27 protein-coding genes, 1 tRNA gene and 2 riboswitches are annotated in these 26,877 nt (G+C 69.8%); of the genes, 18 read left to right on the top strand and 10 right to left on the bottom strand.

What is annotated here, in order from left to right; translation table 11 throughout:
- Positions 1 to 15 precede the first annotated feature (15 nt).
- Positions 16 to 1,719, top strand: coding sequence for a phosphoenolpyruvate--protein phosphotransferase (ptsP, locus tag V8Z80_RS01385; protein ID WP_336060839.1), 1,704 nt, complete (start codon positions 16 to 18; stop codon positions 1,717 to 1,719).
- A 39-nt stretch (positions 1,720 to 1,758) separates the two neighbouring features.
- Positions 1,759 to 2,505, top strand: coding sequence for a sulfite exporter TauE/SafE family protein (locus tag V8Z80_RS01380; RefSeq protein ID WP_336060775.1), 747 nt, complete (start codon positions 1,759 to 1,761; stop codon positions 2,503 to 2,505).
- 156 nt (positions 2,506 to 2,661) lie between these two features.
- Here the strand turns inward: V8Z80_RS01380 and V8Z80_RS01375 are convergent, their stop codons facing one another.
- Positions 2,662 to 3,894, bottom strand: a complete 1,233-nt coding sequence (locus tag V8Z80_RS01375; RefSeq protein ID WP_155192437.1) for an ammonium transporter — start codon at positions 3,892 to 3,894, stop codon at positions 2,662 to 2,664.
- Positions 3,895 to 3,941: 47 nt separating this feature from the next.
- Positions 3,942 to 4,280, bottom strand: coding sequence for a P-II family nitrogen regulator (locus V8Z80_RS01370; RefSeq protein WP_155192436.1), 339 nt, complete (start codon positions 4,278 to 4,280; stop codon positions 3,942 to 3,944).
- 247 nt (positions 4,281 to 4,527) lie between these two features.
- Between V8Z80_RS01370 and V8Z80_RS01365 the strand changes: the two genes are divergently transcribed.
- Positions 4,528 to 4,833 carry an accessory factor UbiK family protein gene (locus V8Z80_RS01365; protein ID WP_155192434.1) on the top strand — a complete coding sequence of 102 codons (306 nt, stop codon included), beginning with the start codon at positions 4,528 to 4,530 and terminating at the stop codon, positions 4,831 to 4,833.
- A 101-nt stretch (positions 4,834 to 4,934) separates the two neighbouring features.
- A complete protein-coding gene (locus V8Z80_RS01360; RefSeq protein ID WP_336060773.1) occupies positions 4,935 to 6,461 on the top strand; it encodes a YifB family Mg chelatase-like AAA ATPase in 1,527 nt (508 codons plus the stop codon).
- A 6-nt stretch (positions 6,462 to 6,467) separates the two neighbouring features.
- Here the strand turns inward: V8Z80_RS01360 and V8Z80_RS01355 are convergent, their stop codons facing one another.
- Both V8Z80_RS01355 and gabT read right to left on the bottom strand, forming a co-directional pair.
- Positions 6,468 to 7,946, bottom strand: coding sequence for an NAD-dependent succinate-semialdehyde dehydrogenase (locus V8Z80_RS01355; protein WP_155192431.1), 1,479 nt, complete (start codon positions 7,944 to 7,946; stop codon positions 6,468 to 6,470).
- 95 nt (positions 7,947 to 8,041) lie between these two features.
- Positions 8,042 to 9,334: a 4-aminobutyrate--2-oxoglutarate transaminase gene (gene gabT / locus V8Z80_RS01350; RefSeq protein WP_155192429.1), complete on the bottom strand. Its 1,293-nt coding sequence runs from the start codon at positions 9,332 to 9,334 to the stop codon at positions 8,042 to 8,044.
- Positions 9,335 to 9,482: 148 nt separating this feature from the next.
- Between gabT and V8Z80_RS01345 the strand changes: the two genes are divergently transcribed.
- The 8 genes from V8Z80_RS01345 to V8Z80_RS01310 all read left to right on the top strand — a co-directional run bounded on the left by V8Z80_RS01345 (position 9,483) and on the right by V8Z80_RS01310 (position 16,293).
- Positions 9,483 to 10,922: an aminotransferase-like domain-containing protein gene (locus tag V8Z80_RS01345; protein WP_336060770.1), complete on the top strand. Its 1,440-nt coding sequence runs from the start codon at positions 9,483 to 9,485 to the stop codon at positions 10,920 to 10,922.
- 255 nt (positions 10,923 to 11,177) lie between these two features.
- Complete coding sequence (gene rpmI / locus V8Z80_RS01340; protein ID WP_155192578.1) at positions 11,178 to 11,375, top strand: 50S ribosomal protein L35; 198 nt, start codon at positions 11,178 to 11,180, stop codon at positions 11,373 to 11,375.
- Positions 11,376 to 11,388: 13 nt separating this feature from the next.
- Positions 11,389 to 11,748, top strand: a complete 360-nt coding sequence (rplT, locus tag V8Z80_RS01335; protein ID WP_155192425.1) for a 50S ribosomal protein L20 — start codon at positions 11,389 to 11,391, stop codon at positions 11,746 to 11,748.
- Between the two features lie 84 nt (positions 11,749 to 11,832).
- Positions 11,833 to 12,855: a phenylalanine--tRNA ligase subunit alpha gene (gene pheS, locus V8Z80_RS01330; protein ID WP_155192423.1), complete on the top strand. Its 1,023-nt coding sequence runs from the start codon at positions 11,833 to 11,835 to the stop codon at positions 12,853 to 12,855.
- 15 nt (positions 12,856 to 12,870) lie between these two features.
- On the top strand, positions 12,871 to 15,285 hold the full coding sequence (gene pheT, locus V8Z80_RS01325) for a phenylalanine--tRNA ligase subunit beta (protein WP_336060769.1): 2,415 nt from the start codon (positions 12,871 to 12,873) through the stop codon (positions 15,283 to 15,285).
- A gap of 49 nt (positions 15,286 to 15,334) precedes the next feature.
- Positions 15,335 to 15,706, top strand: a complete 372-nt coding sequence (locus tag V8Z80_RS01320; protein ID WP_155192419.1) for an integration host factor subunit alpha — start codon at positions 15,335 to 15,337, stop codon at positions 15,704 to 15,706.
- A 60-nt stretch (positions 15,707 to 15,766) separates the two neighbouring features.
- Positions 15,767 to 16,162 (top strand): MerR family transcriptional regulator, encoded by a 396-nt coding sequence (locus V8Z80_RS01315; protein ID WP_155192417.1) that lies wholly within the window; start codon positions 15,767 to 15,769, stop codon positions 16,160 to 16,162.
- A 54-nt stretch (positions 16,163 to 16,216) separates the two neighbouring features.
- Positions 16,217 to 16,293: transfer RNA gene (locus tag V8Z80_RS01310), tRNA-Pro, on the top strand.
- Between the two features lie 128 nt (positions 16,294 to 16,421).
- Here the strand turns inward: V8Z80_RS01310 and V8Z80_RS01305 are convergent.
- From V8Z80_RS01305 to V8Z80_RS01285, 5 genes are all read right to left on the bottom strand, one after another.
- Positions 16,422 to 17,126: a DUF4142 domain-containing protein gene (locus tag V8Z80_RS01305; RefSeq protein WP_336060768.1), complete on the bottom strand. Its 705-nt coding sequence runs from the start codon at positions 17,124 to 17,126 to the stop codon at positions 16,422 to 16,424.
- Between the two features lie 136 nt (positions 17,127 to 17,262).
- Positions 17,263 to 18,513, bottom strand: a complete 1,251-nt coding sequence (locus V8Z80_RS01300; RefSeq protein ID WP_155192410.1) for a D-amino acid dehydrogenase — start codon at positions 18,511 to 18,513, stop codon at positions 17,263 to 17,265.
- Positions 18,514 to 18,563: 50 nt separating this feature from the next.
- Positions 18,564 to 18,652, bottom strand: a riboswitch (glycine riboswitch).
- Positions 18,653 to 18,656: 4 nt separating this feature from the next.
- A riboswitch (glycine riboswitch) is annotated at positions 18,657 to 18,746 on the bottom strand.
- Between the two features lie 47 nt (positions 18,747 to 18,793).
- Entirely contained in the window at positions 18,794 to 19,108 is a 315-nt protein-coding gene (locus tag V8Z80_RS01295) for a hypothetical protein (protein ID WP_155192408.1), read from the bottom strand.
- The gene (locus V8Z80_RS01290; RefSeq protein WP_336060767.1) at positions 19,105 to 20,091 is read right to left on the bottom strand and encodes a spermidine synthase; all 987 of its coding nucleotides are present in this window, start codon (positions 20,089 to 20,091) and stop codon (positions 19,105 to 19,107) included. Before V8Z80_RS01290 ends, V8Z80_RS01295 begins: the two co-directional genes overlap by 4 nt.
- Positions 20,088 to 20,555, bottom strand: a complete 468-nt coding sequence (locus tag V8Z80_RS01285; protein WP_155192404.1) for a GNAT family N-acetyltransferase — start codon at positions 20,553 to 20,555, stop codon at positions 20,088 to 20,090. Before V8Z80_RS01285 ends, V8Z80_RS01290 begins: the two co-directional genes overlap by 4 nt.
- Before the next feature lie 208 nt (positions 20,556 to 20,763).
- Between V8Z80_RS01285 and V8Z80_RS01280 the strand changes: the two genes are divergently transcribed.
- Complete coding sequence (locus V8Z80_RS01280) at positions 20,764 to 20,979, top strand: hypothetical protein (RefSeq protein WP_155192403.1); 216 nt, start codon at positions 20,764 to 20,766, stop codon at positions 20,977 to 20,979.
- Between the two features lie 12 nt (positions 20,980 to 20,991).
- On the opposite strand, the gene V8Z80_RS01275 is transcribed toward V8Z80_RS01280, so the two are convergent.
- The gene (locus V8Z80_RS01275; protein WP_336060766.1) at positions 20,992 to 21,948 is read right to left on the bottom strand and encodes a DUF72 domain-containing protein; all 957 of its coding nucleotides are present in this window, start codon (positions 21,946 to 21,948) and stop codon (positions 20,992 to 20,994) included.
- Between V8Z80_RS01275 and V8Z80_RS01270 the strand changes: the two genes are divergently transcribed.
- The 5 genes from V8Z80_RS01270 to V8Z80_RS01250 all read left to right on the top strand — a co-directional run bounded on the left by V8Z80_RS01270 (position 21,947) and on the right by V8Z80_RS01250 (position 26,851).
- A complete protein-coding gene (locus tag V8Z80_RS01270) occupies positions 21,947 to 24,025 on the top strand; it encodes an ATP-dependent helicase (protein ID WP_336060765.1) in 2,079 nt (692 codons plus the stop codon). The genes V8Z80_RS01275 and V8Z80_RS01270 overlap by 2 nt on opposite strands.
- Positions 24,026 to 24,077: 52 nt before the next feature.
- Complete coding sequence (locus tag V8Z80_RS01265) at positions 24,078 to 24,518, top strand: BPTD_2524 family lipoprotein (protein WP_336060764.1); 441 nt, start codon at positions 24,078 to 24,080, stop codon at positions 24,516 to 24,518.
- On the top strand, positions 24,515 to 24,937 hold the full coding sequence (locus V8Z80_RS01260; protein WP_155192395.1) for a PaaI family thioesterase: 423 nt from the start codon (positions 24,515 to 24,517) through the stop codon (positions 24,935 to 24,937). The genes V8Z80_RS01265 and V8Z80_RS01260 overlap by 4 nt, the downstream gene beginning before the upstream one ends.
- Positions 24,938 to 25,014: 77 nt before the next feature.
- A complete protein-coding gene (locus V8Z80_RS01255) occupies positions 25,015 to 25,476 on the top strand; it encodes a GatB/YqeY domain-containing protein (RefSeq protein ID WP_155192393.1) in 462 nt (153 codons plus the stop codon).
- Between the two features lie 127 nt (positions 25,477 to 25,603).
- A complete protein-coding gene (locus tag V8Z80_RS01250) occupies positions 25,604 to 26,851 on the top strand; it encodes a D-amino acid dehydrogenase (RefSeq protein ID WP_336060763.1) in 1,248 nt (415 codons plus the stop codon).
- Positions 26,852 to 26,877 lie beyond the last annotated feature (26 nt).

The raw sequence follows: 26,877 nt of genomic DNA, 5'->3' as shown, positions 1-26,877 counted from the left end.
GACGCGCTGCTGTGCCTGCTGGGCCAGGGCGTGGCGCGCGGCTACGCGATCGGCCGGGCCGTGGTGATGGGGGCGGCCGCCCTCGAAGTGGCGCACTATCGCATCGCGCCCGAGGACGTGCCCGCCGAATCGCGGCGCCTTACGCAAGCCCTGGAAGCCGCCCGCGCAGACCTGCTGGCCCTGGCCGAGAGCCTGGGCCCGGATGCGCCGCGCGAGCTGGGCGCCATGCTTAACGTGCACCGGCTGATCATGTCCGATCCGCTGCTGACCGAGCAGACGCTGGCGCTGATCTCCGAGCGCCACTACAACGCCGAATGGGCGCTTACCACGCAGGGCCAGATCCTGGCCGAGCAGTTCGCCGCGATGGAGGACGAGTACCTGCGCGAACGGGGCGCCGACGTGCGCCAGGTCATCGAGCGGGTGCTTAACGTGCTGGCCGGCTCCTGCACGCTGGCGCCGCTGTCCGAGCCGCCGGCCGACGAGACGCTGGTGGTGGTGGCGCACGACATCTCGCCGGCCGACATGATCCGCTTGCGCGGCGCGCGCTTCTCGGCCTTTGTCACCGATCTGGGCGGGGCCACTTCGCACACGGCCATCGTGGCGCGCAGCATGGGCGTGCCCGCCGTGGTGGGCGTGGGCAACGCCCGGGCCCTGATCCGCGACGGCGATACCCTGGTGGTCGATGGCCAGGCCGGCGTGCTGCTGGTCAATCCCTGCCAGAGCGTGCTGGCCGAATATCGCGCCAGGCAGCAGGCCTATGCGCAGGAGCGGGCCGAGCTGGCGCTGCTGCGCAACGAGCCGGCGGTCACCCTCGATGGCGTGGACATCGCGCTGTACGCCAACATCGAACTGCCCGAGGAGGCCGAGGCCGCCTATGCCGCCGGCGCGCAGGGCATCGGGCTGTTTCGCAGCGAATTCCTGTTCCTGGGCCGCACCGAGCTGCCCGACGAGCAAGAGCAGTACCTGGCCTATGCCCAGGCCGTGCGCGCCATGCAGGGGCGGCCGGTCACCATCCGCACGCTGGACGTGGGCGCGGACAAGGCGCTGGATGGCGAGGTCACCGTGGCCACCAATCCCGCCCTGGGCCAGCGCGCCATTCGCTATTGCCTGGCCCGGCCCGAGATGTTCGCCACCCAGCTGCGCGCCATCCTGCGCGCCTCGGCCCACGGTCCGGTGCGCATCCTGCTGCCCATGGTGGCGCACCTGCACGAGGTGCGCGCCACCCGCGCGGCGCTGCAGGCCGCGTGCCGCGAGCTGGACGCGCGCGGCCAGGCCTACGCGGCCGGCATCGAGCTGGGCGCCATGGTCGAGGTGCCGGCCATCGCCATCGCCATCGAGCCCTTTGCCCAAGAGCTGGACTTCTTCTCCATCGGCACCAATGACCTGATCCAGTACACCCTGGCCATCGACCGCGGCGACCACGACGTGGCCGCCCTGTACGATCCGCTGCATCCGGCGGTGCTGCGCCTGATCGCGGCCACCATCAACGCCGGCGAGCGCGCCGGCAAGCGCGTGGCGGTCTGCGGCGAGATGGCGGGCGATGCGCGCCTGACGCGCCTGCTGCTGGGCATGGGCCTGACCGAATTCTCCATGCATCCGCAGCAGTTGCCGGACGTCAAGCGCGAGGTGCGCTCGGCCCACACCAATGCGCTGCGGGTCAAGGTCGCGGCGGCGCTGAACCGCGCCGTGCCCATCGACCTGGACGACCTGGCCCACTGAACCGGGCGGCGGTGCGGCGACACGGGCCAAGGACAACGAATGGAATGGGTATACGCGGTGGTGGCGCTGGGCGCCGTGCTGGCCGGTTTCGTGCAGGGGCTGGCGGGCTTCGGCTTCGGCCTGGTCGCCATGTCCTTGTGGGCCTGGGTGCTCGAGCCGCGCCTGGCGGCCACGCTGGCGGTGTTCGGGGCGCTGGTGGGGCAGGTCCTGGCCGCGGTCACGGTGCGGCGCGGCTTCGACCTGCGCCGCCTGCTGCCTTTCGTGCTGGGCGGGCTGCTGGGCATTCCGTTGGGCGTGGCGCTGCTGCCGCGCCTGGATGCGGACTGGTTCAAGGCCATCCTGGGCACGCTGCTATGCCTGTGGTGCCCGGCCATGCTGTTCTCCGGCCGGCTGCCCCGGGTCACGGCAGGCGGGTGCCTGGCCGACGGCGTGGTGGGGCTGGGCGGGGGCATGCTCGGCGGGCTGGGGGGCTTTACCGGCGTGCTGCCCACCCTGTGGTGCACCCTGCGCGGCTACGAGAAGGACGCGCAGCGCGCCGTGGTCCAGAACTTCAACCTGTCCATGCTGCTGGTGGCCTTCGGCAGCTACCTGGCCAGCGGGCTGGTCACGGCGCAGATGCTGCCGCTGTTCGCGCTGGTGGCCCCGGCCATGCTGGTGCCCACGCTGCTGGGCGCCAGGCTGTACATCGGCATCAGCGAGACCCGCTTTCGCCAGATCGTGCTGGGCCTGCTGACCGCCTCGGGCGCCGCCATGCTGGTCAGCGCCTTGCCGCGGCTGATAGGCTGATATAGAAAAAGCGGCGGGCGATGAACCGGCCAGGCTTGGACCGCCCGGCGCAGGCCCATCGCCTTGAGGATGGCCACAAAAAAGGCCCGCCGGATCGGCGGGCCTCTTCCCCTTGGGGGCATCCTGGCGCGGGTTCGAGCCCGCGCTCCGTGCCAGTTAACTGTGATAGGCGGATTCGCCGTGCGAGGTGATGTCCAGGCCTTCGCGCTCGACGTCCTCGGACACGCGCAGGCCGCACACCATGTCGGCGATCTTGTAGGCGATGAAGGCCACGATGCCCGACCAGACGATGGTCAGCAGCACGCCTTCGATCTGGGTCCAGAGCTGGCCGGCGATCTCGCCCGCGCTTTCCAGGCCCGGGCCGCCCAGGGCCTGGGCGTTGAAGATGCCGGTGAGCAGGGCGCCGACGATGCCGCCCACCGCGTGCACGCCGAACACGTCCAGGGAGTCGTCGGCCTTGAGCATGCGCTTCAGGCCGTTCACGCCCCACACGCAGATCACGCCGGCGGCGATGCCGATCAGCAGCGCGCCGACCGGGCCGACCAGGCCGGCGGCGGGCGTCACGCCCACCAGGCCGGCGACCGCGCCCGAGGCCGCGCCCAGCATCGAGGGCTTGCCCTTGGCGGCCCATTCGGTCAGCACCCAGGCCAGCACGGCGCCGGCGGTGGCGATCAGCGTGTTGAAGAAGGCCAGCGTGGCGGTTTCGTTGGCGCCCAGGGCCGAACCGGCGTTAAAGCCGAACCAGCCCACCCACAGCAGCGCGGCGCCGATGAAGGTCATGGGCAGGTTGTGCGGCTGCATGGCTTCGCGGCCGTAGCCCAGGCGCTTGCCCACCACATAGGCGCCGACCAGGCCGGCGATGCCGGCATTGATGTGCACCACCGTGCCGCCGGCGAAGTCCAGCGCGCCGGCCGCGAACAGCAGGCCTTCGACCTCGCCGCCGTGCCAGACCATGTGCGCCATCGGGACGTAGGCGAAGGTGAACCAGATCACCGTGAAGACCAGGACGGCCGAAAAGCGCACGCGCTCGGCGAAGCTGCCCACGATCAGCGCGCAGGTGATGCCGGCGAAAGTGGCCTGGAACGAGGCGAACAGGATCTCGGGGATCGAGCCGGCCATGGCGAAGCCCTCGGGCGGGGTGAACATGCCCGAGAAGAACAGGCGCGAGAAGCCGCCGAAGAAGGCGTTGCCGTCGGTGAAGGCCAGCGAGTAGCCGTAGACGAACCACAGGACCACCGCCAGGCAGAAGACCGCCAGCACCTGCATGAGGACCGACAGCATGTTCTTGGCGCGGACCATGCCGCCGTAGAACAGCGCCAGCCCGGGGGCGACCATGAGCAGCACCAGCATGGTGGAGACCATCACCCACGCGACATCAGCTTTATCCATTTCTTACTCCAGAGTTTTATGCCGAAAGGTTCGTTGTTCTTGGTATTTCAGAGTGCAGCCTCGCCCGCCTCGCCGGTGCGGATGCGGATGACTTGTTCGAGAGGAGCGACGAAGATCTTGCCGTCGCCGATCTTGCCCGTGCGCGCCGCCGCCTCGATGGTCTCGACCGCCTGTTCGATCAGGTTGTCGGGCACGGCTGCCTCCACCCGCAGCTTGGGCAGGAAGTCCACGGCGTATTCGGCCCCGCGGTAGAGTTCGGTGTGGCCTTTCTGGCGGCCGAAGCCTTTGACTTCGGTGACGGTCAGGCCCTGGACTCCGATGCCGGACAGGGCCACCCGCACTTCGTCGAGCTTGAAGGGCTTGATGATGGCGATGATGAGTTTCATGGGGCTTTCCTCTCGTGGTTGCACGTTGGCTGTCCTGCATCAAGCAATAACCGTGCCACGGTGGCCGCGGCCCCGGCGCCGGTTGCGATTGCTTGCAATGCGCTGGCGTTGCACCATGGCGGTGCGACGCGTCATGGTGCATGGGTCCATCTTGGTGCGCGCCGCCCAGCCCTGCCCAGGACCGGGACAGACGCCGCACCAGGCCCTACACTGTGGGCTTGTACCGAACAACGATGGCGAGGGCATCATGATCAACCGCACCCAGTGGCTCGAGGATTTCCAGAAGAACGTCTCCGATCTCATCGCGCGCAGCCCGGCCGCCGATATCGAGCGCAACGTGCGCGCCCTGGTGTCGCAGACGTTCGCCAGGCTCGACCTGGTCACCCGCGACGAATTCGACATCCAGGCCGACCTGCTCACGCGCACCCGCGCGCGCGCCGACGCGCTCGAGGCGCAGGTGCGTGCACTGGAAGCGCGCCTGGATGCACTGGAAAAGCCCCAAGCCGGCCAGCCCCAGGCGGTCCCGCCGCAAACGGAGCTGCCACAGGGCTAGGGCAGGGCTAGGGCAGGGCAGGCGCTTTTTATCCACCGCCGCGCTGTCCGGCGGCGCGCGGCAGGGCCATACTGGATGCAGCGAATCGTCCTGGAGCTGCCGTGACCCTAGCCGTTCTTGCCAGCCGGGCGCTGTCGGGGCTGCAAGCGCCCGCCGTGCGCGTGGAGGTGCACCTGGCCGCGGGCCTGCCGGCCTTTCACGTGGTGGGCCTGCCCGACGCCGAGGTGCGCGAAAGCCGCGAGCGGGTGCGTGCGGCCCTGCTCAACAGTGGCTACGAGTTTCCCGCCGGTCGCCTGACCGTCAACCTGGCGCCGGCCGACCTGCCCAAGGAATCGGGCCGTTTCGACTTGCCCATGGCGCTGGGGGTGCTGCTGGCCTCGGGCCAGCTGGCCTTGCCCGAGCTGCGCGTGCGGCCGGGACAGGCGGGCGAGCCGGCGCTGGCCGGCATGGTGCTGGCCGGCGAGCTCTCGCTCACGGGCGCCTTGGTGCCGGTGGCCGCGGCCCTGGCCATCGCGCTGGCCGTGGCGCGCAGCCAGCCGGGCGCCACGCTGATCCTGCCGAACGAAAGCGCCGCGCAGGCGGCCTGCGTGCCGGGGCTGACGGTGCTGGGCGCCGGGCAGCTGCGCGAGGTGGCCGAGCATCTGGCGGGACGCGAGCCCCTGCGGCCGGCGGCCGCGCGTCCGGCGCCTGTTGCGGCCGCCGCGCCTTGCCTGTCCGACGTGCGGGGGCAGCCGGCGGCCCGCCGGGCGCTGGAGGTCGCCGCCGCCGGCGGCCACGGCCTGCTTCTGGTGGGGCCGCCCGGCACGGGCAAGAGCATGCTGGCGCAGCGGCTGCCGGGGCTGCTGCCGCCGCTGGCCCAGGACCAGGCCCTGGAGGCCGCCGCCGTGGCCAGCCTGGGCGGGGCCGAACCTGTCGTGTCCCCGGTGCCGCCGTTTCGCGCGCCGCATCATGGCGCCTCGGCGGCGGCCATCGTGGGCGGCGGCGCCCGGCCGCGGCCGGGCGAAGTCTCGCTGGCCCACCTGGGCGTGCTGTTCCTGGACGAACTGCCCGAATTCGACCGCCGGGTGCTGGAGTCGCTGCGCGAGCCCCTGGAGAGCGGCGTGGTTTCGATTGCCCGCGCCCTGTGGCGCGTGGATTACCCGGCCCGCTTCCAGCTGGTGGCGGCCATGAATCCCTGCCCCTGCGGCTGGCAAGGGCATCCGGTGCGGGCCTGCCGGTGCTCGCCGGAAACCGTGCAGCGCTATCGCGGCCGCATTTCGGGGCCCTTGCTGGACCGCATCGACCTGCAGGTCACCTTGCCCGCGCCCGAATCGCAGTGGCTGGACCTGCCAGAGGGCGAACCCTCGGCGCCGGTGCGCCAGCGGGTGCTGGCATGCCGCCGGCGCCAGCTGGCCCGGCAGGCGCGGCCCAATGCCGCGCTGCCCGGCGCCGAGCTGGCGCGCCACTGTCCCATGCAGGACGCGGCCCGGGCGCTGCTGAACCGCGCCATGGACCGGCTGGGCTGGTCGGCCCGTTCGGCGCACCGGGTGTTGCGCGTGGCGCGCACCGTCGCCGACCTGGATGGCAGCGAGAGCCTGGCGCTGCCGCACGTGGCCGAGGCCATCCAGTACCGGCGGCCGCTGGGTTGACGGGAGTTATTTCAGTATGTCCCCGACGCACAGGTACTTCATTTCGAGGTATTCCTCCATGCCGTGGCGAGAACCCTCGCGGCCCAGGCCCGATTGCTTGATGCCGCCGAAGGGCACGTGCTCGGAGGCGATGATGCCCACGTTCACGCCGACCATGCCGTATTCCAGCGCCTCGCCGACGCGGAAGATGCGGCCCACGTCGCGCGAATAGAAATAGGCGGCCAGGCCGAACTCGGTGGCGTTGGCCGCGGCGATGGCCTCTTCTTCGGTATGAAAGCGAAACACCGGGGCCAGCGGGCCGAAGGTTTCCTCGCGCGCGCACAGCATCGAAGCCTTGGCGTCGGCCAGCACGGTCGGCTCGAAGAACTGGCCCTCCAGCGCCTTGCCCCCGGCCATCACGCGCGCGCCCTGGGCCAGGGCGTCGTCGATGTGGCGCTGCACCTTCTGCACGGCGGCCGGCTCGATCAGCGGGCCCTGGGTGACGCCTTCGGCAAAGCCGTTGCCCACCTTCAGCGTCTTGACCCGCTCGGCGAACTTGGCCACGAAGGCGTCGTAGACGCCGTCCTGCACGTACAGGCGGTTGCTGCACACGCAGGTCTGCCCGGCATTGCGGTACTTGCTGGCCACCGCGCCCTCGACGGCCGAATCCAGGTCGGCATCGTCGAACACGATGAAGGGGGCGTTGCCGCCCAGTTCCAGCGCCAGTTTCTTGATGGTGGGCGCGCTCTGGGCCATCAGGATGCGGCCGACCTCGGTGCTGCCGGTAAAGCTCAGGTGGCGCACGATGTCGCTTTCGCACAGCACCTTGCCCACGGCGATGCTGTTGTCGCTGTCGGCGGTCAGCACATTGAGCACCCCGGCCGGAAAGCCCGCGCGCTCGGCCAGCTCGGCGGCGGCCAGCGCGGTCAGCGGCGTCAGCTCGGCCGGCTTGATGACCACCGTGCAGCCGGCCGCCAGGGCGGGCGCGACCTTGCGGGTGATCATGGCCAGCGGGAAGTTCCACGGCGTGATGGCCGCGCACACGCCCACCGGCTGGCGCAGGACCAGCAGGCGGCGGTTGTTGTCGAACTGCGGCAGGGTCTCGCCGTTGGCGCGCTTGGCTTCCTCGGCATACCACTCGACGAAGCTGGCGCCGTAGGCCACTTCGCCGCGCGCCTCGGCCAGCGGCTTGCCTTGTTCGGCGGTCATCAGGCGGGCCAGGTCCTCCTGGTGCTGCATCAGCAGCTGGAACCACTTGAGGAGGATCGCATGGCGCTCCTTGGCGGTCTTCTGGCGCCAGGCGGGCCAGGCCTTGTCGGCCGCCTCGATGGCGCGCCGGCAGTCGGCCGGGCCCAGGTTGGCCACTTGCGCCAGCAGCTGGCCGGTGGCCGGGTCGGTGACGTCGAAGCGGCCGGCTGCATCGGTCCAGGCGCCGTCGATATAGGCTTGGGTCTTGAGCAGCGACTTGTCTTGCAGCAGGTCCAGCGGGGATTGATGTGCGGTCATGACGGCTTTCCCTTGTTGTCAATGGCGCGATGCGGCGCAAACGCCAGCGGGGCGCCGCTTGCGGCGGCGCCCCGCTGGCCCGGGGTACTGCGGGCCTAGCCCTGGCGGGCGGCCTTCACGCTTTGGGCGATGATCTCCAGGCCTTCGTCCAGCAGCTCGTCCGAGGCGGTCAGCGGCACCAGCACGCGGATCACGTTGCCGTAGGTGCCGCAAGACAGCAGGATAAGCTTACGCTTGCCCGCCTCGGCCACGATGCGGCGGGTCAGCTCGGCGTCGGGCTTGTGCGGGTCGCCGTCCTGGCACAGCTCCATGGCCACCATGGCGCCCAGGCCGCGCACTTCGGCGACGACGCCGGGATGCTGCCCGGCGATGGCGCGCAGGCCCTGGACCAGGCGCTCGCCCACGGCCTTGCTGCGCGCCAGCAGGTTTTCCTCGCGAAAGGCCTTGATCACGGCCAGGGCGGCGGCGCACGAGACCGGGCTGCCGGCGTAGGTGCCGCCCAGGCCGCCGGGCGCGGGGGCGTCCATCACATCGGCGCGGCCGATCACGCCCGAGAGCGGAAAGCCGCCGGCCAGCGACTTGGCGGTGGTGATCAGGTCGGGCGCCACCGGCCATTGCTCGCTGGCGTAGAACGTGCCGGTGCGGCCCGCGCCGGTCTGCACTTCGTCGGCGATCAGCAGGATGCCGTGCTGGTCGGCGATGCGCTTGATGCCGGCGATGAATTCGGGCGGCGCGATGTTAAAGCCGCCTTCGCCCTGGACCGGCTCGACGATGAAGGCCGCCACGCGGGTGGGCTCGATGGCGTTCTTGAAGATCTGCTCGACCGAGTTCAGGGCGTCCTGCACGCTCACGCCGTGCAGCGCGTTGGGGAAGGCCGCGTGATAGACGTCGCTGGGGAAGGGGCCGAAGCCGATCTTGTAGGGAGCGACCTTGCCGGTCAGGGCCAGGGTCATGTTGGTGCGGCCGTGGTAGCCGCCCGCAAAGGCGATGATGCCGGGGCGGCCGGTGTGCGCGCGGGCGATCTTGACGGCGTTCTCCACCGCTTCGGCGCCGCTGGTCAGAAACAGCGTCTTCTTGGGGAAGTCGCCCGGCGCCATGGCGTTGAGCTGCTCGGCCAGCTCGACGTAGGGCTCGTAGGCCAGGACCTGGAAGCAGGTGTGGGTGTAGCGGTCCAGCTGCTGCTTGACCGCCTCGATCACCTGCGGATGCAGGTGGCCGGTGTTCAGCACGGCGATGCCGCCGGCGAAGTCGATGTAGCGCTGGCCTTCGACGTCCCACGCCTCGGCGTTGCGGGCGCGTTCGACGAAGATTTCGTGGGACTGGCCTACGCCACGGGGAATCGCGGCGCGGCGGCGCGCCATCAGGGCTTCATTGGTCTGCTGGGTCATGGCTAACTCGATTGGCGGGAAAGTTGGCTTGGGAAAGGTGATAATCTCGCAATGTAAAAACCGTCGCCGGCCGTGTCCATGTACAGATGGGCCTGCCCGCCGCCCTACTGTATGGGTTGCCGGCCCGGTACAGAACTGTTCTTCCCGGATGCTCACGCTCAGGCCCGATTCTGCCACGCCGCTGGTCAACCAGATTGTCGAGGGGCTGCGCGCGCTCATCGAGACGCAAGCGCTCAAGCATGGCGCCAAGCTGCCGTCGATCCGCGCTTTCGCCGCCAGCCACGCGGTCAGCGCCTTTACCGTCGTCGAGGCCTACGACAGGCTGGTGGCGCAGGGGCTGCTGACCAGCCGCGCCAACATGGGCTTTTTCGTCAACCGGCCGGCGGGCGGCGCGGCCGGGACCGCCGAGGCCGCGCCGGCGCAGCCCGAGTTCAATACCGATTGGTATCTGCGCCAGATCTTCGAGAACCGCGAGCTGGCCATCAAGCCGGGCTGCGGCTGGCTGCCGCACGACTGGATGTTCGAGGAAGGCGTGCGGCGCGGCATGCGGCAGGTGGCCGCGGGCAGGCTGCCGCTAAGCGGCTATGGCGATCCCATGGGGCTGCCGGCGCTGCGCACGCTGACCGCGCAGAACCTTGCCACCGACCAGCGCATCGCCGCCAAGCCCGGCCAGGTGCTGCTGGCGCACGGCTCCAGCCAGGCGCTGGACCTGGCCGTGCGCGCGCTGGTCAAGGCCGGCGACGTGGTGCTGGTGGACGATCCCGGCTATCCGAACCTGATGAGCATCCTGCGTTTCCAGGGCGCGGTGCTGGTGGGCGTGGCGCGCACGCCCGACGGCTACGACATGCCCGCCCTGGAGGCGCTGCTGGCGCGGCACCGGCCCGTGGCCTTCTTCACCCAGCCGCGGCTGCAAAGCCCCACCTGCTCGCGCGCCTCGCTGCCGCAGCTGCACCAGCTGCTGCAGCTGGCCGCAAAACACGATTTCCGCCTGGTCGAGAACGATATCTATGCCGACATGGACGCCGACCACCAGCCGTCGCTGGCCAGCCTGGACCAGCTGCAGCGGGTGGTCTACCTGGGCAGCTATTCCAAGACCATCTCGCCTAACCTGCGGGTGGGCTACATGCTGGCCCATCCCGAGCTGGCCAGCCAGCTGCTGAGCCTGAAGATGCGCGCCGGGCTGACCAGCTCCGAGGTGATGGAGCGGCTGGTCTACGGCGTGATCACGGACGGGCGCTGGAGAAAGCACCTGAAGTCCCTGCGCCAGCGGCTGGCGCAGGCGCACGGCGAAGTGGCCCAGCGGCTGGCCGCCCAGGGCTTCGAGCTGTTCAACCAGCCGGGCGAGGGCATGTACCTGTGGGCGCGGCATCCGGACATCCCGGATAGCGCGGTCATCGTCAACGACGCGGTCAAGGAGGGCATCATGCTCGGGCCCGGGCAGCTGTTCCTGGTCGAGCCCCGGCCCACCGGCTGGATGCGCTTTAACGTGGCCTTCAGCCTGGATGAGGCCCTGTGGGACTGCCTGGCCCGGCTGCTGGAGCGCCAGAGAGGCGAGGGCCTGTACAAGACCGGAAAAATCATCATATAATCAAGGGCTTTTTACGGCTTTGCCTTGTTTGGCCTGCCGGGGTGTCACCGGATGCGGCTTGCCGCGGCACGGATGCCAGCCCGGGCCGGCGCTGCAAAGGCCTGCGTGCGCGAGAGCGGCGGCAGGCGGGCAGTGCTGGCCGCGCCAGTCCAAGGCCTTCAAAAAGCCCGAAAAAAAGCAAAAAGCGAGCAGGTAATAGCTAAGATCCGGGGCGATGAGCGCTTCGGGCACCTCTTGCTTAACCAGGAAGTCGTCATGCCCAAGATGAAGACCAAAAAAAGCGCTGCCAAGCGCTTCAAGGTCCGCGGCAGCGGATCGATCAAGCGGGGTCAGGCGTTCAAGCGCCACATCCTGACCAAGAAGACCACCAAGAACAAGCGCCAGCTGCGCGGTTCGGCCGCGGTCCACGAAACCAACGTGGCGTCGGTTCGCGCCATGATGCCTTTCGCCTGACAGGAGATAGAACATGCCTCGCGTCAAACGTGGTGTAACGGCACGTGCCCGTCACAAGAAAGTCATTGCCGCAGCCAAGGGCTACCGCGGCCGCCGCGGCAATGTGTTCCGCGTCGCCAAGCAGGCGGTCATGCGCGCCGGGCAATACGCCTATCGCGATCGCCGCAACAAGAAGCGCACCTTCCGCGCCCTGTGGATCACCCGTATCAACGCCGCCGTGCGTGAGCATGGCGTGACCTACAGCGCGTTCATCGCCGGCCTGAAGAAGGCGGCCATCGAGCTGGACCGCAAGGTGCTGGCCGACATGGCCGTGCACGACAAGGCCGGTTTCGCCGCCGTGGTCCAACAAGCCAAGTCCGCCTTGGCCGCCTGATCGCCGACGACGCTGCGCGATCGATACACGTGCAACACCGCAAACGGGGCCGTCATGGTCCCGTTTGCTTTTGAGGTTCTATCCATGACATCGATGGTCGAAGACCTGGTCTCCCAGGCACAGGCGCAGTTTGCCCAGGCGCCCGACGCCGCCTCGCTCGAAAACGCCAAGGCCCGTTTCCTGGGCAAGCAGGGTGCGCTGACCGGCCTGCTCAAGGGCCTGGCGCAGCTGCCTGCCGAGCAAAAGCGCGAGGAGGGCGCCCGCATCAACGAGGCCAAGCAGCGCATCGAGGCGCTGCTCAACGCCCGGCGCGCGGCGCTGGCGCAGGCCGAGCTCGATGCCCGCCTGGCGGCCGAGACCATCGACGTCACCCTGCCCGGACGCGGACGCGGCCAGGGCGGCATCCATCCGGTGATCCGCACCTGGCAGCGGGTCGAGCAGATCTTCCGCTCCATCGGTTTCGATGTGGCCGACGGCCCCGAGATCGAGGACGACTGGACCAACTTCACGGCGCTGAACAATCCCGAGAACCATCCGGCGCGCTCCATGCAGGACACCTTCTACGTCGACATGGACGACGCCCGGGGCCTGCCGTTGCTGCTGCGCACGCACACCAGCCCCATGCAGGTGCGCTATGCCCGCATGCACGAGCCGCCCATCAAGGTGATCGCCCCGGGCCGTACCTACCGGGTGGACAGCGACGCCACGCATTCGCCCATGTTCCACCAGGTGGAGGGCCTGTGGATCGCCGAGGACATCTCCTTTGCCGATCTCAAGGGCGTCTATACCGATTTCCTGCGCTGCTTCTTCGAGACCGACGACCTGGAGCTGCGCTTTCGCCCCTCGTTCTTTCCCTTTACCGAGCCCTCGGCCGAGATCGACATGCGCTTCATGTCCGGCCCCAACAAGGGGCGGTGGCTGGAGATTTCCGGCGCCGGCCAGGTCCATCCCCAGGTCGTGACCAACTTCGGTCTGGATCCAGAGCGCTACATCGGCTTTGCCTTCGGCTCGGGCCTGGAGCGCCTGACCATGCTGCGCTACGGCGTGAACGACCTGCGCCAGTTCTTCGAGGGCGACCTGCGCTTCCTGCGTCAATTCAACGATTAATCCGGACGGCTGATCATGCAATTTCCTGAATCCTGGCTGCGCGCGCTGGTCGATCCGGCCATCTCGTCCGAAGAACTGGGCCATCGCCTGACGATGGCCGGCCTGGAAGTCGAGGACGCCGTGCCCGCGGCCCCGCCTTTCTCGGGCGTGGTGGTGGCGCATATCGTCGAGATCGCGCCGCATCCGGATGCCGACAAGCTGCGCGTGTGCAAGGTGGACGACGGTTCGGGCGAGCCGCTGCAGATCGTCTGCGGCGCGCCCAACGCGGCGGCGGGCCTGAAGGTGCCGCTGGCGCGCGTGGGGGCGCAGCTGCCCGGCGGCATGCAGATCGGCGTGGCCAGGATGCGCGGCGTGCAGTCCTTCGGCATGCTGTGCTCGGCCCGCGAGCTGGGGCTCTCGCAAGACCATGCCGGCCTGCTGGAGCTGGCGGCCGACGCGCCCGTGGGCCAGCCGCTGCGCGAGGCGCTGGCGCTGGACGACACCCTCTATACGCTCAAGCTCACGCCCAACCGCGCCGACTGCCTGTCCATCCTGGGCGTGGCGCGCGAAGTGGCCGCGCTGACCGGCGCGCCGCTCAAGCCGCCGTCCGCGCGCCCGGTGCCGGTGCAGATCGAGGACCGGCTGGCGGTGCAGGTGCAGGCGCCGGAGCTGTGCGGACGTTTTGCCGGGCGCGTCATCCGCGGTGTCGATGCCCGGGCGCAAACGCCCGCCTGGATGAAGCAGCGCCTGGAGCGCGCCGGCCAGCGCAGCATCTCGGCCCTGGTCGATATTTCCAACTACGTCATGCTCGAACTGGGCCGCCCCTCGCATGTGTTCGACCTGGACAAGCTGCCTGCCGATGGCCTGACCGTGCGCTGGGCGCGGCCGGGCGAGTCGCTGGTGCTGCTCAACGGCCAGCGCGTCGACCTGGACGGGACGGTCGGCGTGGTGGCGGCAGGCGAGCAGGTCGAGAGCCTGGCCGGCATCATGGGCGGCGAAGCGACCGCGGTCTCGCTCGATACCCGCAACATCTACGTCGAGGCGGCCTTCTGGTGGCCCGAGGCGATCGCCGGCCGGGCGCGCCGCTACCGGTTCAGCTCCGAGGCCAGCCACCGCTTCGAGCGCGGGGTGGACTATGCCAGCATTGCCGAGCACCTGGACTACATCACGGCGCTGATCCTGGAGATCTGCGGCGGCCAGGCCGGCCCCGTGGACGACCAGGTGCTGCGCCTGCCCGAACGGGCGCCGGTACGCCTGCGCGCGGCGCGCTGCCGCCGGGTGCTGGGCGTGGCCATCCCGGGCAGCGAGATCGCCGCCGTCTTCACCCGCCTGGGCCTGCCTTTCGCGCAGGAAGGCGAGGATTTCGTGGTGACGCCGCCCTCGTACCGTTTCGACCTGCAGATCGAGGAAGACCTGATCGAGGAAGTGGCGCGCATCCACGGCTTTGACAATATTCCCGACCTGCCGCCGCTGGCGCGGGCCAAGATGCTGGCCCAGCCCGAGCACGAGCGCGGCCCGCACGCGGTACGCCGCGCCCTGGCCGCTATGGACTACCAGGAGGTCATCAATTTCAGCTTCGTGCAGGCCGAATGGGAGCGCGACTACGCCGGCAACGAGCAGCCGATCCGCCTGCTCAATCCCATCGCCAGCCACCTGGCCGTGATGCGCAGCAGCCTGCTCGGCGGGCTGGTGGCCAACATCGTGCACAACGCCAACCGCAAGCAAAGCCGCGTCAGGGTGTTCGAGCTGGGCCGCGTATTCGCGCGCGACGCGCGCATCCAGGCCGGCGACCTGGAAGTGGGCGGCGTGCACCAGCCGCTGCGCGTGGCCGGCGCGGCCTGGGGCTTTGCCGCCGACGAGCAATGGGGCCTGCCCAGCCGCCAGGTGGACTTCTACGACGTCAAGCGCGACGTCGAGCTGCTGTTCGGCGCGCGCCTGCCGGCCGTGCGCTTCGTGGCCGACGCCCATCCCGCCCTGCATCCCGGGCGTTCGGCCCGCATCGACGTGCAAGGCGCGCCGGCGGGCTGGATCGGCGAGCTGCATCCGCGCTGGGTGCAGCAGGCCGGGCTGGCCCATACCCCGGTGCTGTTCGAGCTGTCGCTCGATGCCGTGCTGCCCACGCCGGTGCCCGAGGCGCGCGAGCTGTCGCGCCAGCCCGTGGTGGTGCGCGACCTGGCGGTCTGGGCGCCGGCCCGGGTGCAGGCCCAGGACCTGCTCGACACGGTCGCCCGGACGGCTCACAATGACCCTGCCTTGTCGGTGCTGCAGGATGCGCGGCTGTTCGACGTCTGGCGCGATCCGGCCGCCGGCCCGGGGGCCGAACGCAGCCTGGCGCTGCGCTTCTGGCTGCAGGATCCCGAGGTCACGCTCGATGATGCGCGGGTGGACGACTGCATGGCGCGCATCCGTGCGGCCCTGGCCGAGCGCCACGGCGTGCGCTTGCGTGCCTGACCGCATCCCTGAACGCCGACCGAACAAGCTGACTGGACAGGAGACCGCCATGACGACGCTCGCCGATAACCGCACCACCTTGACCAAGGCCGAACTGGCCGAACTGCTGTTCGAGCGGGTAGGGCTGAACAAGCGCGAGGCCAAGGACATCGTCGACACCTTTTTCGAGGAGATCCGCGATGCCCTGGTCAAGGGCGACACGGTCAAGCTCTCGGGGTTCGGCAATTTCCAGGTGCGCAACAAGCCCCCGCGCCCGGGCCGCAATCCCAAGACGGGCGAAACCATTCCTATCGCGGCGCGTCGCGTGGTAACGTTTCACGCCAGCCAGAAGCTCAAGAGCACCGTCGAGCAGACCGGCATGCCGGCGCCGGCCAGTGCGCCGGAAAGTGGCGAGCAGGCGCCGGGCAAGTCCGAGGCCTGATACGCTTTGTTGGCTTTTGTCATCCCTGCATACCCGGGCCTCGCGGCATAAAATCCACCAATGACTCGACCCGAATCTCCCGTCGTCCTGCCGTCCATTCCTGCCAAACGCTATTTCACCATCGGCGAGGTGAGCGAATTGTGCGGCGTCAAGCCCCACGTGCTGCGTTACTGGGAGCAGGAATTCACCCAGCTCAAGCCGGTCAAGCGGCGCGGCAACCGCCGCTACTACCAGCATCACGAGGTGCTGCTCATCCGCCGCATCCGTTCGCTGCTGTACGAGCAGGGCTTTACCATCAGCGGCGCGCGCAACCGGCTCAGCGACGGCGGGCGCGACGCGGCCTACGACCAGGACGCGGCCGTGCGCCTGAGCGCGCAAGAGCTGCAGGCCCTGCGCGCCGAGCTGACGGGCGCCTCGGAAATCCTGCGCGAGGCGCTGGCGGCCGTGCGCGTATAAAAACGGCCGTCCGGTCCGGCACGCGGTAAAAACCGTGCTATAATCTTTTTCTTTCGGAGCGTAGCGCAGCCTGGTAGCGCACTTGCATGGGGTGCAAGGGGTCGCGAGTTCGAATCCCGCCGCTCCGACCAGTACAAACAAAGGGTTAGCAGCTTTAGGCTGCTAACCCTTTGTCCTTTCTGGGCGTCCCCCGTTTACGATGAAGAGCCCACGGTGTCCGCGTTGCGGACGCGGCATTGCTGGCCGCGCCCGATCTCGTTTAGCGCGGCCCCGTCGAGGTGGAGGTCGGCTCGGTGGGGTTGGTCGAGGGCGTGCCGTCGTTGCTGGCGGGCATGGCCGGCTCGGCGGGCGAGGTGGGGCCGGCGCCCGGCGCATTGTTCGACGTGCCAGCCGAGGCGGGCGGGTTGGCGGCCGCCGCGCGCGAGTCGTAGTCGTGGTCGTCCACGGTCTTCTTCAGCGCCTTGCCTTGCTCCAGGTGGGTCTGCAGCTTGGGCAGGCCCTGCGCGGCGAAGGCCTTGATTTCTTCGTCCTTGGCATCCTTGGAGGCATCCTCGAAAAGCTCCACGGCGTCCTCGTGCGCGTCCACAGCGATCTTCTCGGCGTATTCCTCGTCGAAGTCCTTGCCGGGCTTCTCGTCGGCCAGGTCGTCCAGTTTGTCCTGCACGTCCTTATGGATCTCGGCCGGCAGCTCCACGCCCTTGCGCGAGGCCAGCTCCTTGAGGGACTTGTCCATGGCCGTGTGGTCCTGGACCATCATATCGGCGAATTGCTTGACCTCGGGATGGGTGGCGCGCTGCTGCGCCAGCTTGCTGGCTTCGATCTCCAGCTGTCCCGACAGGGCGGCCTTTTCCAGGAACTCGCGGTCGTCGTCGTCGATCTGCTGGGCGGCATGGGCCGCGCCCATGGCCAGGAGCGTGGACATGGACAGCATCATGGCCAGGCGGGTGGGGCGAAACGTTTTCATGATTCCTCCTATCCGTAGAGGCTTCAGCCTACCGCGCCGGCGGCGCGAAAACGCTTCAAATGATTGGCACTTGAAAAGCCCTGTCGCGCGCTGGCAGGCGCCGCCCCGCCGACGCGGGGCGGGGGCCAGCAAAGCGTTACAGCTTGGGCGCCAGGTCGGCTTGCAGCAAGCCGGCCAGGCCGGCGGCCGTGGCCGCCGACAAGGTCCAGCCCAGGTGCCCGTGGCCGGTGTTGTAGTAGACGCCGCGGCGCTTGCCGCGCTGCACGCGCGGCATCATGTCCGGCATCATCGGGCGCAGCCCCGCCCAGGGCACCACGCGCGAGGTGTCCATGCGGAAGTTGGCGCGGGTCCAGCGCAGCAGCGGCGCGATGCGGTCGGCGCGGATGTCGCGGTTCTCGCCGTTGAACTCGGCCGTGCCCGCCACGCGAAAGCGCTCGCGGCCCAGGCGCGAGGTAACGATCTTGGCGCGCTCGTCCAGCAGGCTGGTCCAGGGCGCGCCCTGGACGCTGGCCTCGTCGTCCAGGTGCACGGTGATGGAGTAGCCCTTGACCGGATAGACGTTCAGCCGGTCGCCCGCCATGGCGGCCAGGCGGCGGCTGCCCACGCCGGCGCAGATGACCACGGCGTCGGCCTGCAAGGTTTCCTGTTCGTCCAGGAGCCGGCCGGTGCCGGCATCGAGCGGCGCCAGGCGCGCCTGCACGCCTGGGCCGCCGAAATCCAGGCCCATGATTTCGCGGCCGTGCATGAAGCGCACCCCATGCCGCTCGCAGGCCCGCGCCAGGCCGCGGGTGAACTTGTGGATGTCGCCCGTGGCGTCCGAGGGCGTGTAGTAGCCGCCGTAATAGCGGCCTTGCAGGGTCGGCTCGATCCGGCGGATTTCCTCGGCAGTGACGGCATGGCGTTGCAGGCCGCCTTCGCGCAGCAGCGCGTTGCCGCGGGCGGCGGCCTCGAAGCCGGCCTTGTCGTGATAGAAGTGCAGGATGCCGCGTTGCTGCAGGTCGAAGTCTATGCCTTCGCTTTCGGCCATGGCGTACAGGTGCTGGCGCGCCTCGATGGCCATGCGGGTCGTGGCTATCGTGTTGCTGCGGTACTTGCGCACGGCCCACAGGAATTCGCCCAGCCAGGCATATTTGTGCCACGAGGGCAGGGGGTTGAGCAGCAGCGGGGCATCCCGCTGGAACATCCAGCGCAGCCCCTTGGCCAGGGTGGATACCTGGTTCCAGACTTCGGCGTTGCTGGCCGAAAGCTGCCCGCCATTGGCGTAGGAGGTGTCCATGGCGGGGTAGAGCTGGCGGTCGACGACGGTGACGTCGTGGCCGGCTTGATTGAGCAGATAAGCGGTGGTGACGCCGGTGATGCCGGCGCCCAATACGGCGATACGGGGCATGGTCGCTCCAGGAGGCATGGGTGGCAAAGGCCCGATGGCCATTGCGCCCCATCTGTCCCGGTACCTGAGAGCTTGCGCCGCGCGGCCAGTGGCCGGCGGCTTCCCCTTCGGTGGGCGCGCACGGCGCCTCTCTCCAGATCGTCCAGCTTCGCGCAGTCCTGTGGCCTGAGAGTTTCCGGGGCGGTTGCTCCGTCGGCGCCAGCCCGCGGGCTGGACTCTTCTGCGCGGCTATGTATCGACCGCCACAGGATAGCGGCAAGTCGCGCGCCGGGCAAGGTGCTCAGCGGCGCATGCGCTGCCGGCGCCGCCAATCGATCCAGAGCGCCACCGCGATCACCGCCAGCGTGGGGCACAGCGCGTCGGCCCATTTGTCGAAGGACCAGCCCAGCAGGCCGTCCCAGGGCCGGATGTGCTCGCGCGACTGGCCGAACACAAAAAGCTTGTATTCGCGCTGGGTGTGCTCGCGCGAGAAGAACCAGCCGATGGCGAAGGTCGCGCCCAGCCAGTGGCCCGGCGCGCGGCGGCGCAGGGCCAGGATGAAAGCGGCCTGCATGGCCAGCGCGTACAGCACGTGCTCCAGGTGCGTGATGTTCATGGCCGGTCCTGCCCGTGGGCCGCGGCGTTGGCCGGCGCGTGCGCATCGCCGTCGCGCAGCAGGGCCGTGCCGGGCGGCCAGCGCACCTCGCGCGTGTAGCGCTGCAGCTCGCGTTCCAGGTCCACGCCGTAGGGCGCCAGCCGCGGCGCCCAGCGCCGCGCATTGCGCTGCAAGGCGGCGTCCTCGGGCAGCGGGCCGTTGACCGCGAAGATCACGCGGTTGTTGGAGCGGGCGTTGAAGTAGGGGCCGAACACGCTGGCGTAGGTGGCCGATTCGCGGTCGTACAGGCCGCTGCTGGAAAAGGTGTTGGCCGCCAGCACGCCGGCCGGCGCCAGCAAGGCCTTGGCCTGCGACAGGAACTCGACGGTGGTCAGGTGGCGCGGGATGTAGTTGTAGTCGAAGGCATCGAGCAGGATCAGGTCGTATTGCCGCCCGTCGCGCACGGCCTGCTCGACGAAGGCGCGGCCGTCGGCTTCGTGCACCCGCACACGCTCGGAGGTCTGGAAGCCAAAGTACTGGCGCGCCACCCGGGTGACCGCCGGATCGATTTCCACGGTGTCTATGCTGGCCTGCGGCAGCAGCGCGGCCAGCGCCATGGGCAGCGTGCCCCCGCCCAGGCCGATCACCAGGATGCGGCCCGGTTCGGGCTGCACCGCCAGCGCGCTCATCATCATGCGCGTGTAGTTCAGCACCATGCGCGGCGAGCCATCGGTGGCCTGGCAGCTCTGGCGGCCCAGGTTCTGCGCGTTCTCGAAGGTCAGGCAGCGCTCGCCGCCGGCTTCGTAGACGACCACGGGCGAGAAGCTGGAAGCCTCGGTGTGCAGGACTTGCAAGGCGGCGGCCTGGCCCGCGGACAGCGCCAGCAGCAGGCAGGCCAGCCCGCGCGGCAGGGTGCGCCGGAGCCGGCGCGCGCCTTCGTGCAGGCCGGCCAGGCGCAGGCCGGGGCGGGCATGGGGCGCGCCAAAGGGCTGGTATCGGTTCATGCCGGGTCCGCCAGTCGTTTTTCCATGAAGATGCTCAAGGGGTCGGGCCGATAGGGGCCGTAAGGCCCGCGTTCGACGTAGCCGTGCTTGCGGTAAAGGCCCAGCGCCTCGGGCTGGCGCACGCCGGTCTCCAGCAGCACGGTGGCCACGCCGTCGCGCGCGGCCTGCCGCTCCAGCGCCAGCAGCAGGCGGCTGCCCAGCCCGGCGCCGCGCGCCGGCTCGTCCACGTATAGCCGCTTGATCTCGGCCCGGCCCGGCTGCAAAGGCAGCAGGGCGCAGCAGCCTACCGGCCGCGCGCCCTGGCGCGCCACCCAGAAGCGGGCGCCGGGGGCCAGCAGGGCCGGCTCGTCGGCCAGGATGCAGCTTTCGGGCGGATACAGCGCCATCAGGTAGTCGGTCGAGCGTTGCAGCAGTTGCCGCACATCGGGCTGTTGCGGCGATTCCAGGTTCAGAAGAATTTGCATCGGTGGCATCGGTGCGGGGCGGGTCGTCCAAGGGCCTGCGCAGCAGTGTGCCACGGGGCAGGCGCCGGGTGCAGGGAATCGAAACCGGGCGCGTCCCGACCGGGACGGACATTCCCACGCCATCGGTAACCCTCTGAGACCTTTGCCGCAAGGAAGGTTCCTACACTGGAATTTCCGTACTTCGTGTACTCGCGCAGGAGGAATCGCCATGATCGACTGGACACTGGCCGCAAGGGTCGAAATGGAAGAAGGGCAGGCCGATATCCAGACCGCGCCGGTAGAAGGCGGCTATATCGGGCGGGCGCTTCTGCCCGGCTGGCCGCCCTTGGAAGACCCTACCTTCGTCAGCCAATCGCCCAGGGCGGCGGCCGAGCACGTCATGGCGCTGATCGGCGAGCTGGCCGACGACGCGCGCCACCATTGAGGGCCGCCGGGCCTAGCGCGGCAGGGCGGCCAGCGCCTGCATGAAGCCGCTGGCGTTGCGCACGCCCTGGTCGCGGTAGTTGGTGTTGAGCACCACATGCAGCTTGCCCGCGCGCAGCCGGTCCGCCAATTGGCCGGCGCGCCGGGCCAGCTCGGCCAGTTCCTGCTCGCTGTATTCATAGCGGAACCGGCCCGAGGACGCGCCGCTGGCCGGCGCGTTCCAGTTGGCCGCATTGCGGCCATGCAGGCGCACCACGGCCAGGTCGTCCCGGGTAGCCTGCCAGACCGGCGCCACGGTGTTCTCGAAGCCTTGGGGACTGTCCACCACCACGTGGGCCGCGCCCAGCTCGCGCTCGAAGGCCAGGGTGGCGGCCTGCTGCGCGCCCGCCAGCCACTCGTGCCGCCGCAGTTCGATGGCGCAGTCCAGCCCCTGGCTCATGGCCACGCAGTGGGCGATATGGGCCCGCCCGGCGGCGTCCGGGCGCACCCAGGGCGCGAACTGGAACAGCAGCACGCCCAGCTTGCCCGCCTGGCGCAGCGGCTCCAGGGCCAGCAGAAAGCGCGCCCACAGCTCGCGGCGCACGTCCGGCGGCAAATGGCGGTAATAGAGGGTGCCTGGCACGCGGGCGGGCAGTTCGCGGCGCAGGTCGGCCGGCAGGGCTTGCGGCGGCGCGCCGTGCCCGGTGAACAGGCGATGCGCCTTGACGTTGAAGACGAAGCCCGGGGGCGTGCGCTGCGCCCACCGGTAAGCGGTCATGGGGTCGAACAGGGCATAGTAGCCGGCATCGACCTCGACCATGGGAAACCGCGTCGCGTAGTAGGCCAGGCGGGCCTGGGCGTGCTGCGCGGCGTGCGGCGGGTAAAAGCGCCCGCAGGCCAGCAAGGTCGGATCGGTCCAGGAGGCGGTGCCCACGAGTATGGGGATGGCATGCATGGTCTGTATGAATATACAGTATAGTTTCGGCGTCATGGATACGGTTCGCCACTCTTCTCTTTTCGATACCCTCAACGCCGAGCAGCGCGAAGCCGTCGGGCACGGCCTGCAGGCCGTGCCCGATGCCCGGGCCTTGCTGGTCATTGCCGGCGCCGGCTCGGGCAAGACCAGCACGCTGGCGCACCGGGTGGCCAATCTCGTGCTGCACGGCGCCGACCCGCAGCGCATCCTGATGCTGACCTTCTCGCGCCGGGCCGCCCAGGAGATGGAGCGGCGGGTGGGCCAGGTGCTGCTGCGCGCGCTGGGCCTGCCTGCCGGCTCGCAGCCGCCCGCGCTGCCGTGGGCGGGCACCTTCCACGGGATCGGCGCGCGGCTGCTGCGCGAGTACGCCCCGCGCATCGGCCTGCCGGAAACCTTCACCATCCATGACCGCGGCGATGCCGAGGATCTCATGGGCATGGTCAGGCACGAACGGGGCCTGTCCAGCACCGAGACGCGCTTCCCGCTCAAGGGCACCTGCCTGTCGATCTATTCGCGCGCGGTCAACAGCCAGGCGCCGCTGGGGCAGGTGCTGGCGCAGGCCTTTCCCTGGTGCGCGGCCTGGGAAGACGCGTTGCGCGGCCTGTTCCAGGCTTATGTGGCGGCCAAGCAGGCCCAGCATGCGCTGGATTACGACGACCTGCTGCTGTATTGGGCCGAGATGCTGGGCGATGCCGGGCTGGCCGCGGAAATGGGCGCGCGCTTCGACCATGTGCTGGTGGACGAATACCAGGACACCAACCTGCTGCAGGCCCGCATCCTGCTGGCGCTCAAGCCCGATGGCCGGGGCCTGACGGTGGTGGGCGACGACGCGCAGGCGATCTATTCCTTCCGCGCCGCCACGGTGCGCAACATCCTGGATTTTCCCGGCCAGTTCCCGCAGCCGGCGCGCGTGGTCACGCTCACGCGCAACTACCGCTCGACCCAGCCCATCCTGGATGCATCCAACGCCGTCATCGCCCAGGCCGCCGAACGCTATGCCAAGGCGCTGTGGACGGACCGGCAGGCCAGCGCCAAGCCGCAGCTGGTCTCGGTCAGCGACGAGGCGGGCCAGGCGCGCTGGGTGGCCGACCGCGTGCTGGCGCATCGCGAGAACGGCGTGCGCCTGACCTCGCAGGCGGTGCTGTTTCGTGCCGCCAGCCACAGCGCGGCGCTCGAACTCGAACTGGCCCGGCGCAACATCCCGTTCGTGAAGTTCGGCGGGCTCAAGTTCCTGGAAGCGGCGCACATCAAGGATGTGCTGGCCCTGCTGCGCTGGGCGCAGAATCCGCGCAGCCGCCTGGCGGGCTTTCGGGTGGCGCAACTGCTGCCCGGGGTGGGGCCGGCCACCGCGGGCAGGCTGCTCGATGCCGTGGGCCAGGCCGCCGATCCGGTCGCGGCCATCGCCGGCCACGCGCCGCCGCCGCAGGCCGACGCGCAGGCCTGGCGCGGTTTCGTGCAGGCCTACCAGGCATTGGCCTCGGGCCGGGCGGGCTGGCCGGCCGAACTGGAGCTGGCCGTGCGCTGGTACCAGCCGCACCTGGAGCGGCTGCATGACGACGCGCGCGTGCGCCAGGGCGACCTGGACCAGCTGCTGCGGCTGGCCGGCAGCTACGCCTCGCGCGAGCGTTTCCTGACGGAACTGACCCTCGATCCGCCCGATGCCACCAGCGCCGAATCGGGGCCGCCGCTGCGCGACGAGGACTATCTCATCCTGTCCACCATCCATTCGGCCAAGGGGCAGGAATGGAAGGCGGTCTACGTGCTCAATGCCGTGGACGGCTGCATTCCCTCGGACATGGCCACCGGCACCAAGGAAGAAATCGAGGAAGAGCGCCGCCTGTTCTACGTTGCCCTGACCCGTGCCCGCGACAGCCTGCACGTGCTGGTCCCGCAGCGCTTCTATGTCACCCAGCAGGGCGGCATGGGCGATCGGCATGTCTACGGCAGCCGCACCCGCTTCATTTCCGAGGCCATGGCCGATCTGTTCGAGGCCCTGCCGCGGCCCGAGCCCTTGCCGCCGGCGGGGCAGGGGCGCGCGCCGGCCGGCGCCCAGGTGGACGTGGCCGCGCGGATCCGCGCCCGCTGGCTGTAGCAGGGGCCGCCGGCTGTAGCATAATGACCGGCATCTAGTGCTGGAGAATCCGATGTTCAAGATGTTGGCGGCAGGCGCCGCCGCCGCGATGCTGGCCGGCTGCGCCCTCGGTGTCGATGACGGCGGCAGGCGCAACTTCGAAGAGGCGTTCCAGGCGCCGGTGGGCGCGCAGGAGGCCCTCGCGCGCGCGCAGGCGCAGATGCAGCAGTGCCTGCGCGGGGGCAACGACAATGCCGTGCGGGTGCTGCCCGAGCAGCCGGGCGGCGGCGGGCGGGTCGAGGTGTTCGCGCCGATGACCAACCGCGTGCTGGCGCGCACCGAGATCGGCGAAGCCGGCGCGGGCCGTGCGCAGGTGCGCATCACCATGCTCAACGTGGGCCTGTACGACGCCGATTCGGCGGCCGCGCTGCGCGAGTCCATCGAGTTCGGCGTGCCGACCTGCCGCAGCTACATGCCGCGCGTGCCGGCGGACAAGCAGGCTGGCGCCCGATGAGCGGCCAGGCGGCTGGCTTGCCGGGCCATTTCGGCCTGGACATCCCCTACATGGACCTGATCGGCCTGGAGCCCGAGCACCTGGAAACCGACCTGGTGCGCACCCGCCTGCCTTATGCGGCGGCGCTGCGCAACAGCCGCGGCGACGTGCATGGCGGCGCGCTGATGAGCGCGCTCGACTTCACGCTGAGCGCGGCCGGCCGCAGCCACGATCCGCTGAACGTGGGCATGGCCACCATCGACATGAACACCCATTTCATGGAGCCGGGCCAGGGCGATCTGCTGATCGAGGCCCGCTGCCTGCGGCGCGGCAAGACGCTGGCCTTCTGCGAGGGCGAGGTGCGCCGCGCCGACGGCACGCTGGTGGCCAAGGCGGCGGCAACCTTCAAGATCATTCCCTTGCGCGCGGGCGGCGACTAAGGCCCGCGGCCTCCGGTTCGCCGGCCCCAAGGGCCGTACTATTACGTTTTTTCCCCAAGCAAGGACAAGGTTCCGCCATGAGCACAGATTCGCTCAAGCTCCGTATCTCCGAGGCCGTGAAGGCGGCCATGCGCGCCAAGGCCACCGACAGGCTGGGCACCCTGCGCCTGCTGCAGGCCGCCATCAAGCAAAAGGAAGTGGACGAGCGCCGCGAACTGGACGATGCCGAGGTCACCGCCATCATCGAAAAGCAGGCCAAGCAGCGCCGCGAATCCATTGCCGCCTTCGAGCAGGCTGGCCGGCTCGAAACCGCGGCCAGCGAAAAGGCCGAATTGCAGGTGCTGCAGGAATTCCTGCCCCAGCAGGCCACCAGCCAAGAGATCGAGGCCGCCATCGACGCGGCCCTTGCGCAAGCCCGCGGCGAGGGGGCCGGCGGCCCGGCCCTGATGGGCAAGGCCATGGCGATCATCAAGCCGGCGCTGGCCGGCCGCGCCGACATGTCGGCCGTCTCGCGCCGGCTCAAGGAAAAGCTGGGCTGAAGGCCAGCGCCTGCTGCGCCGCGCTTGGCGCCCGCTCTTCGAGAGGGCGGGCGGCCCGCGCGGAGCCGATTGATCCGGCCCGGCGCAGCAGGGACAATGGCCATTGCTTTCCGAAAAGGTCCGTCCCATGCATGTATGCGTGATCGGCGCCGGCGTGGTGGGTGTGACGACGGCGTATTTCCTGGCCCGCGAAGGCCATTGCGTCACCCTGGTCGATGCGCGCGCCCAGCCCGCCGAGGTGGCCAGCTATGCCAATGGCGGCCAGCTCAGCTATAGCTATGTCGCCCCGCTGGCCGGGCCGGGCGTGCTGCCGGCCGTGCCGGGCTGGCTGCTGCGGGCCGATTCGCCCCTGCGCTTTACCCCCAGGCTGGATCCGCAGCAATGGTGCTGGGCCTTGCGTTTCGTGCAGGCCTGCACGGCGTCGGCCTCGCAGCGCTCTACCGCGCAGATGCTGACGCTGTCCTACCTGAGCCGCGACACGCTGCACGCGCTGCTCGAACGCGAGCCGCTGGCTTTCGGCCACCAGCGCAATGGCAAGCTGATCGTCTACCGCACACCGGGACTGCTGGAGAAGGCCCGCGCGCTGGTGGCCTACCAGGCCGGCCATGGGGCGCGGCAGCAGGTGCTCGATGCCCGGCAGTGCCTGGCGCGCGAGCCCGCCCTGGCGGCGCTGGAGCCGCAGCTGGCAGGCGGCATCTACACGGCCGGCGAGGAATCGGGCGACTGCATGGCTTTCACGCGCGCGCTGTTCGAGCGTCTGCGCGCGCTGCCTGGCGCGACGGTGCGCATGAATACCGCCGTGCAGCGCCTCAAGCGCCTGGGCGGACGCATCGTGAGCGCCCAGACCGGCGAAGGCGGCATCGAGGCCGACGCCTATGTGGTGGCCACGGGGCTGGGCAGCCGCGACCTGCTGCGCCCGCTGGGCCAGAACCTGCCACTGTACGGCCTGAAGGGCTATAGCCTGAGCGTGCCGCTGGCCCAGGACGAGCCCGGTGCGCCGGCCATCAGCGTCACCGACTACGAGCGCCGCATCGTGTATGCCCGCCTGGGCAATGTGCTGCGCATCGCGGCGATGGTGGACATGGGCGTGCAGGACAGCCGGATCGATCCGCGCCGCATCGCGCTGCTCAAGCGCCAGGTGCGCGAAGTCTTTCCGCGCCTGGACCTGGACCAGGCGCTGCAATGGGCCGGGGTGCGGCCGGCCACGCCGCACGGCAAGCCCTTGATCGGGGCTTGCCGCGCGGCGGACAATGTGTGGATCAACGCCGGGCACGGCGCCTTGGGGTTCACGCTGGCCTGCGGCAGCGCGGCGCTGCTGGCGGACCTGATGGCCGGGCGCCGGCCGGCCATCGACCCGGCGCCGTTCGCGCCCTAGGGCTGGCGGCGGCAAGCGCCACGGCG

Source organism: Orrella sp. JC864 (genome assembly GCF_037026685.1).
Classification (GTDB): Bacteria; Pseudomonadota; Gammaproteobacteria; order Burkholderiales; family Burkholderiaceae_B; genus Orrella.
Note: the sequence above shows the minus strand (reverse complement) of the source record. Positions and strands in the feature narration are given on the sequence as shown.

Coding starts and splice junctions, on each gene's coding strand:
- V8Z80_RS01380 (WP_336060775.1), top strand. CDS start 1,759: ATGGAATGGGTATACGCGGTGGTGGCGCTGGGCGCCGTGCTGGCCGGT.
- V8Z80_RS01375 (WP_155192437.1), bottom strand. CDS start 3,894: ATGGATAAAGCTGATGTCGCGTGGGTGATGGTCTCCACCATGCTGGTG.
- V8Z80_RS01370 (WP_155192436.1), bottom strand. CDS start 4,280: ATGAAACTCATCATCGCCATCATCAAGCCCTTCAAGCTCGACGAAGTG.
- V8Z80_RS01365 (WP_155192434.1), top strand. CDS start 4,528: ATGATCAACCGCACCCAGTGGCTCGAGGATTTCCAGAAGAACGTCTCC.
- V8Z80_RS01355 (WP_155192431.1), bottom strand. CDS start 7,946: ATGACCGCACATCAATCCCCGCTGGACCTGCTGCAAGACAAGTCGCTG.
- gabT (WP_155192429.1), bottom strand. CDS start 9,334: ATGACCCAGCAGACCAATGAAGCCCTGATGGCGCGCCGCCGCGCCGCG.
- V8Z80_RS01345 (WP_336060770.1), top strand. CDS start 9,483: ATGCTCACGCTCAGGCCCGATTCTGCCACGCCGCTGGTCAACCAGATT.
- rpmI (WP_155192578.1), top strand. CDS start 11,178: ATGCCCAAGATGAAGACCAAAAAAAGCGCTGCCAAGCGCTTCAAGGTC.
- rplT (WP_155192425.1), top strand. CDS start 11,389: ATGCCTCGCGTCAAACGTGGTGTAACGGCACGTGCCCGTCACAAGAAA.
- pheS (WP_155192423.1), top strand. CDS start 11,833: ATGACATCGATGGTCGAAGACCTGGTCTCCCAGGCACAGGCGCAGTTT.
- pheT (WP_336060769.1), top strand. CDS start 12,871: ATGCAATTTCCTGAATCCTGGCTGCGCGCGCTGGTCGATCCGGCCATC.
- V8Z80_RS01320 (WP_155192419.1), top strand. CDS start 15,335: ATGACGACGCTCGCCGATAACCGCACCACCTTGACCAAGGCCGAACTG.
- V8Z80_RS01315 (WP_155192417.1), top strand. CDS start 15,767: ATGACTCGACCCGAATCTCCCGTCGTCCTGCCGTCCATTCCTGCCAAA.
- V8Z80_RS01305 (WP_336060768.1), bottom strand. CDS start 17,126: ATGAAAACGTTTCGCCCCACCCGCCTGGCCATGATGCTGTCCATGTCC.
- V8Z80_RS01300 (WP_155192410.1), bottom strand. CDS start 18,513: ATGCCCCGTATCGCCGTATTGGGCGCCGGCATCACCGGCGTCACCACC.
- V8Z80_RS01295 (WP_155192408.1), bottom strand. CDS start 19,108: ATGAACATCACGCACCTGGAGCACGTGCTGTACGCGCTGGCCATGCAG.
- V8Z80_RS01290 (WP_336060767.1), bottom strand. CDS start 20,091: ATGAACCGATACCAGCCCTTTGGCGCGCCCCATGCCCGCCCCGGCCTG.
- V8Z80_RS01285 (WP_155192404.1), bottom strand. CDS start 20,555: ATGCAAATTCTTCTGAACCTGGAATCGCCGCAACAGCCCGATGTGCGG.
- V8Z80_RS01280 (WP_155192403.1), top strand. CDS start 20,764: ATGATCGACTGGACACTGGCCGCAAGGGTCGAAATGGAAGAAGGGCAG.
- V8Z80_RS01270 (WP_336060765.1), top strand. CDS start 21,947: ATGGATACGGTTCGCCACTCTTCTCTTTTCGATACCCTCAACGCCGAG.
- V8Z80_RS01275 (WP_336060766.1), bottom strand. CDS start 21,948: ATGACGCCGAAACTATACTGTATATTCATACAGACCATGCATGCCATC.
- V8Z80_RS01265 (WP_336060764.1), top strand. CDS start 24,078: ATGTTCAAGATGTTGGCGGCAGGCGCCGCCGCCGCGATGCTGGCCGGC.
- V8Z80_RS01260 (WP_155192395.1), top strand. CDS start 24,515: ATGAGCGGCCAGGCGGCTGGCTTGCCGGGCCATTTCGGCCTGGACATC.
- V8Z80_RS01255 (WP_155192393.1), top strand. CDS start 25,015: ATGAGCACAGATTCGCTCAAGCTCCGTATCTCCGAGGCCGTGAAGGCG.
- V8Z80_RS01250 (WP_336060763.1), top strand. CDS start 25,604: ATGCATGTATGCGTGATCGGCGCCGGCGTGGTGGGTGTGACGACGGCG.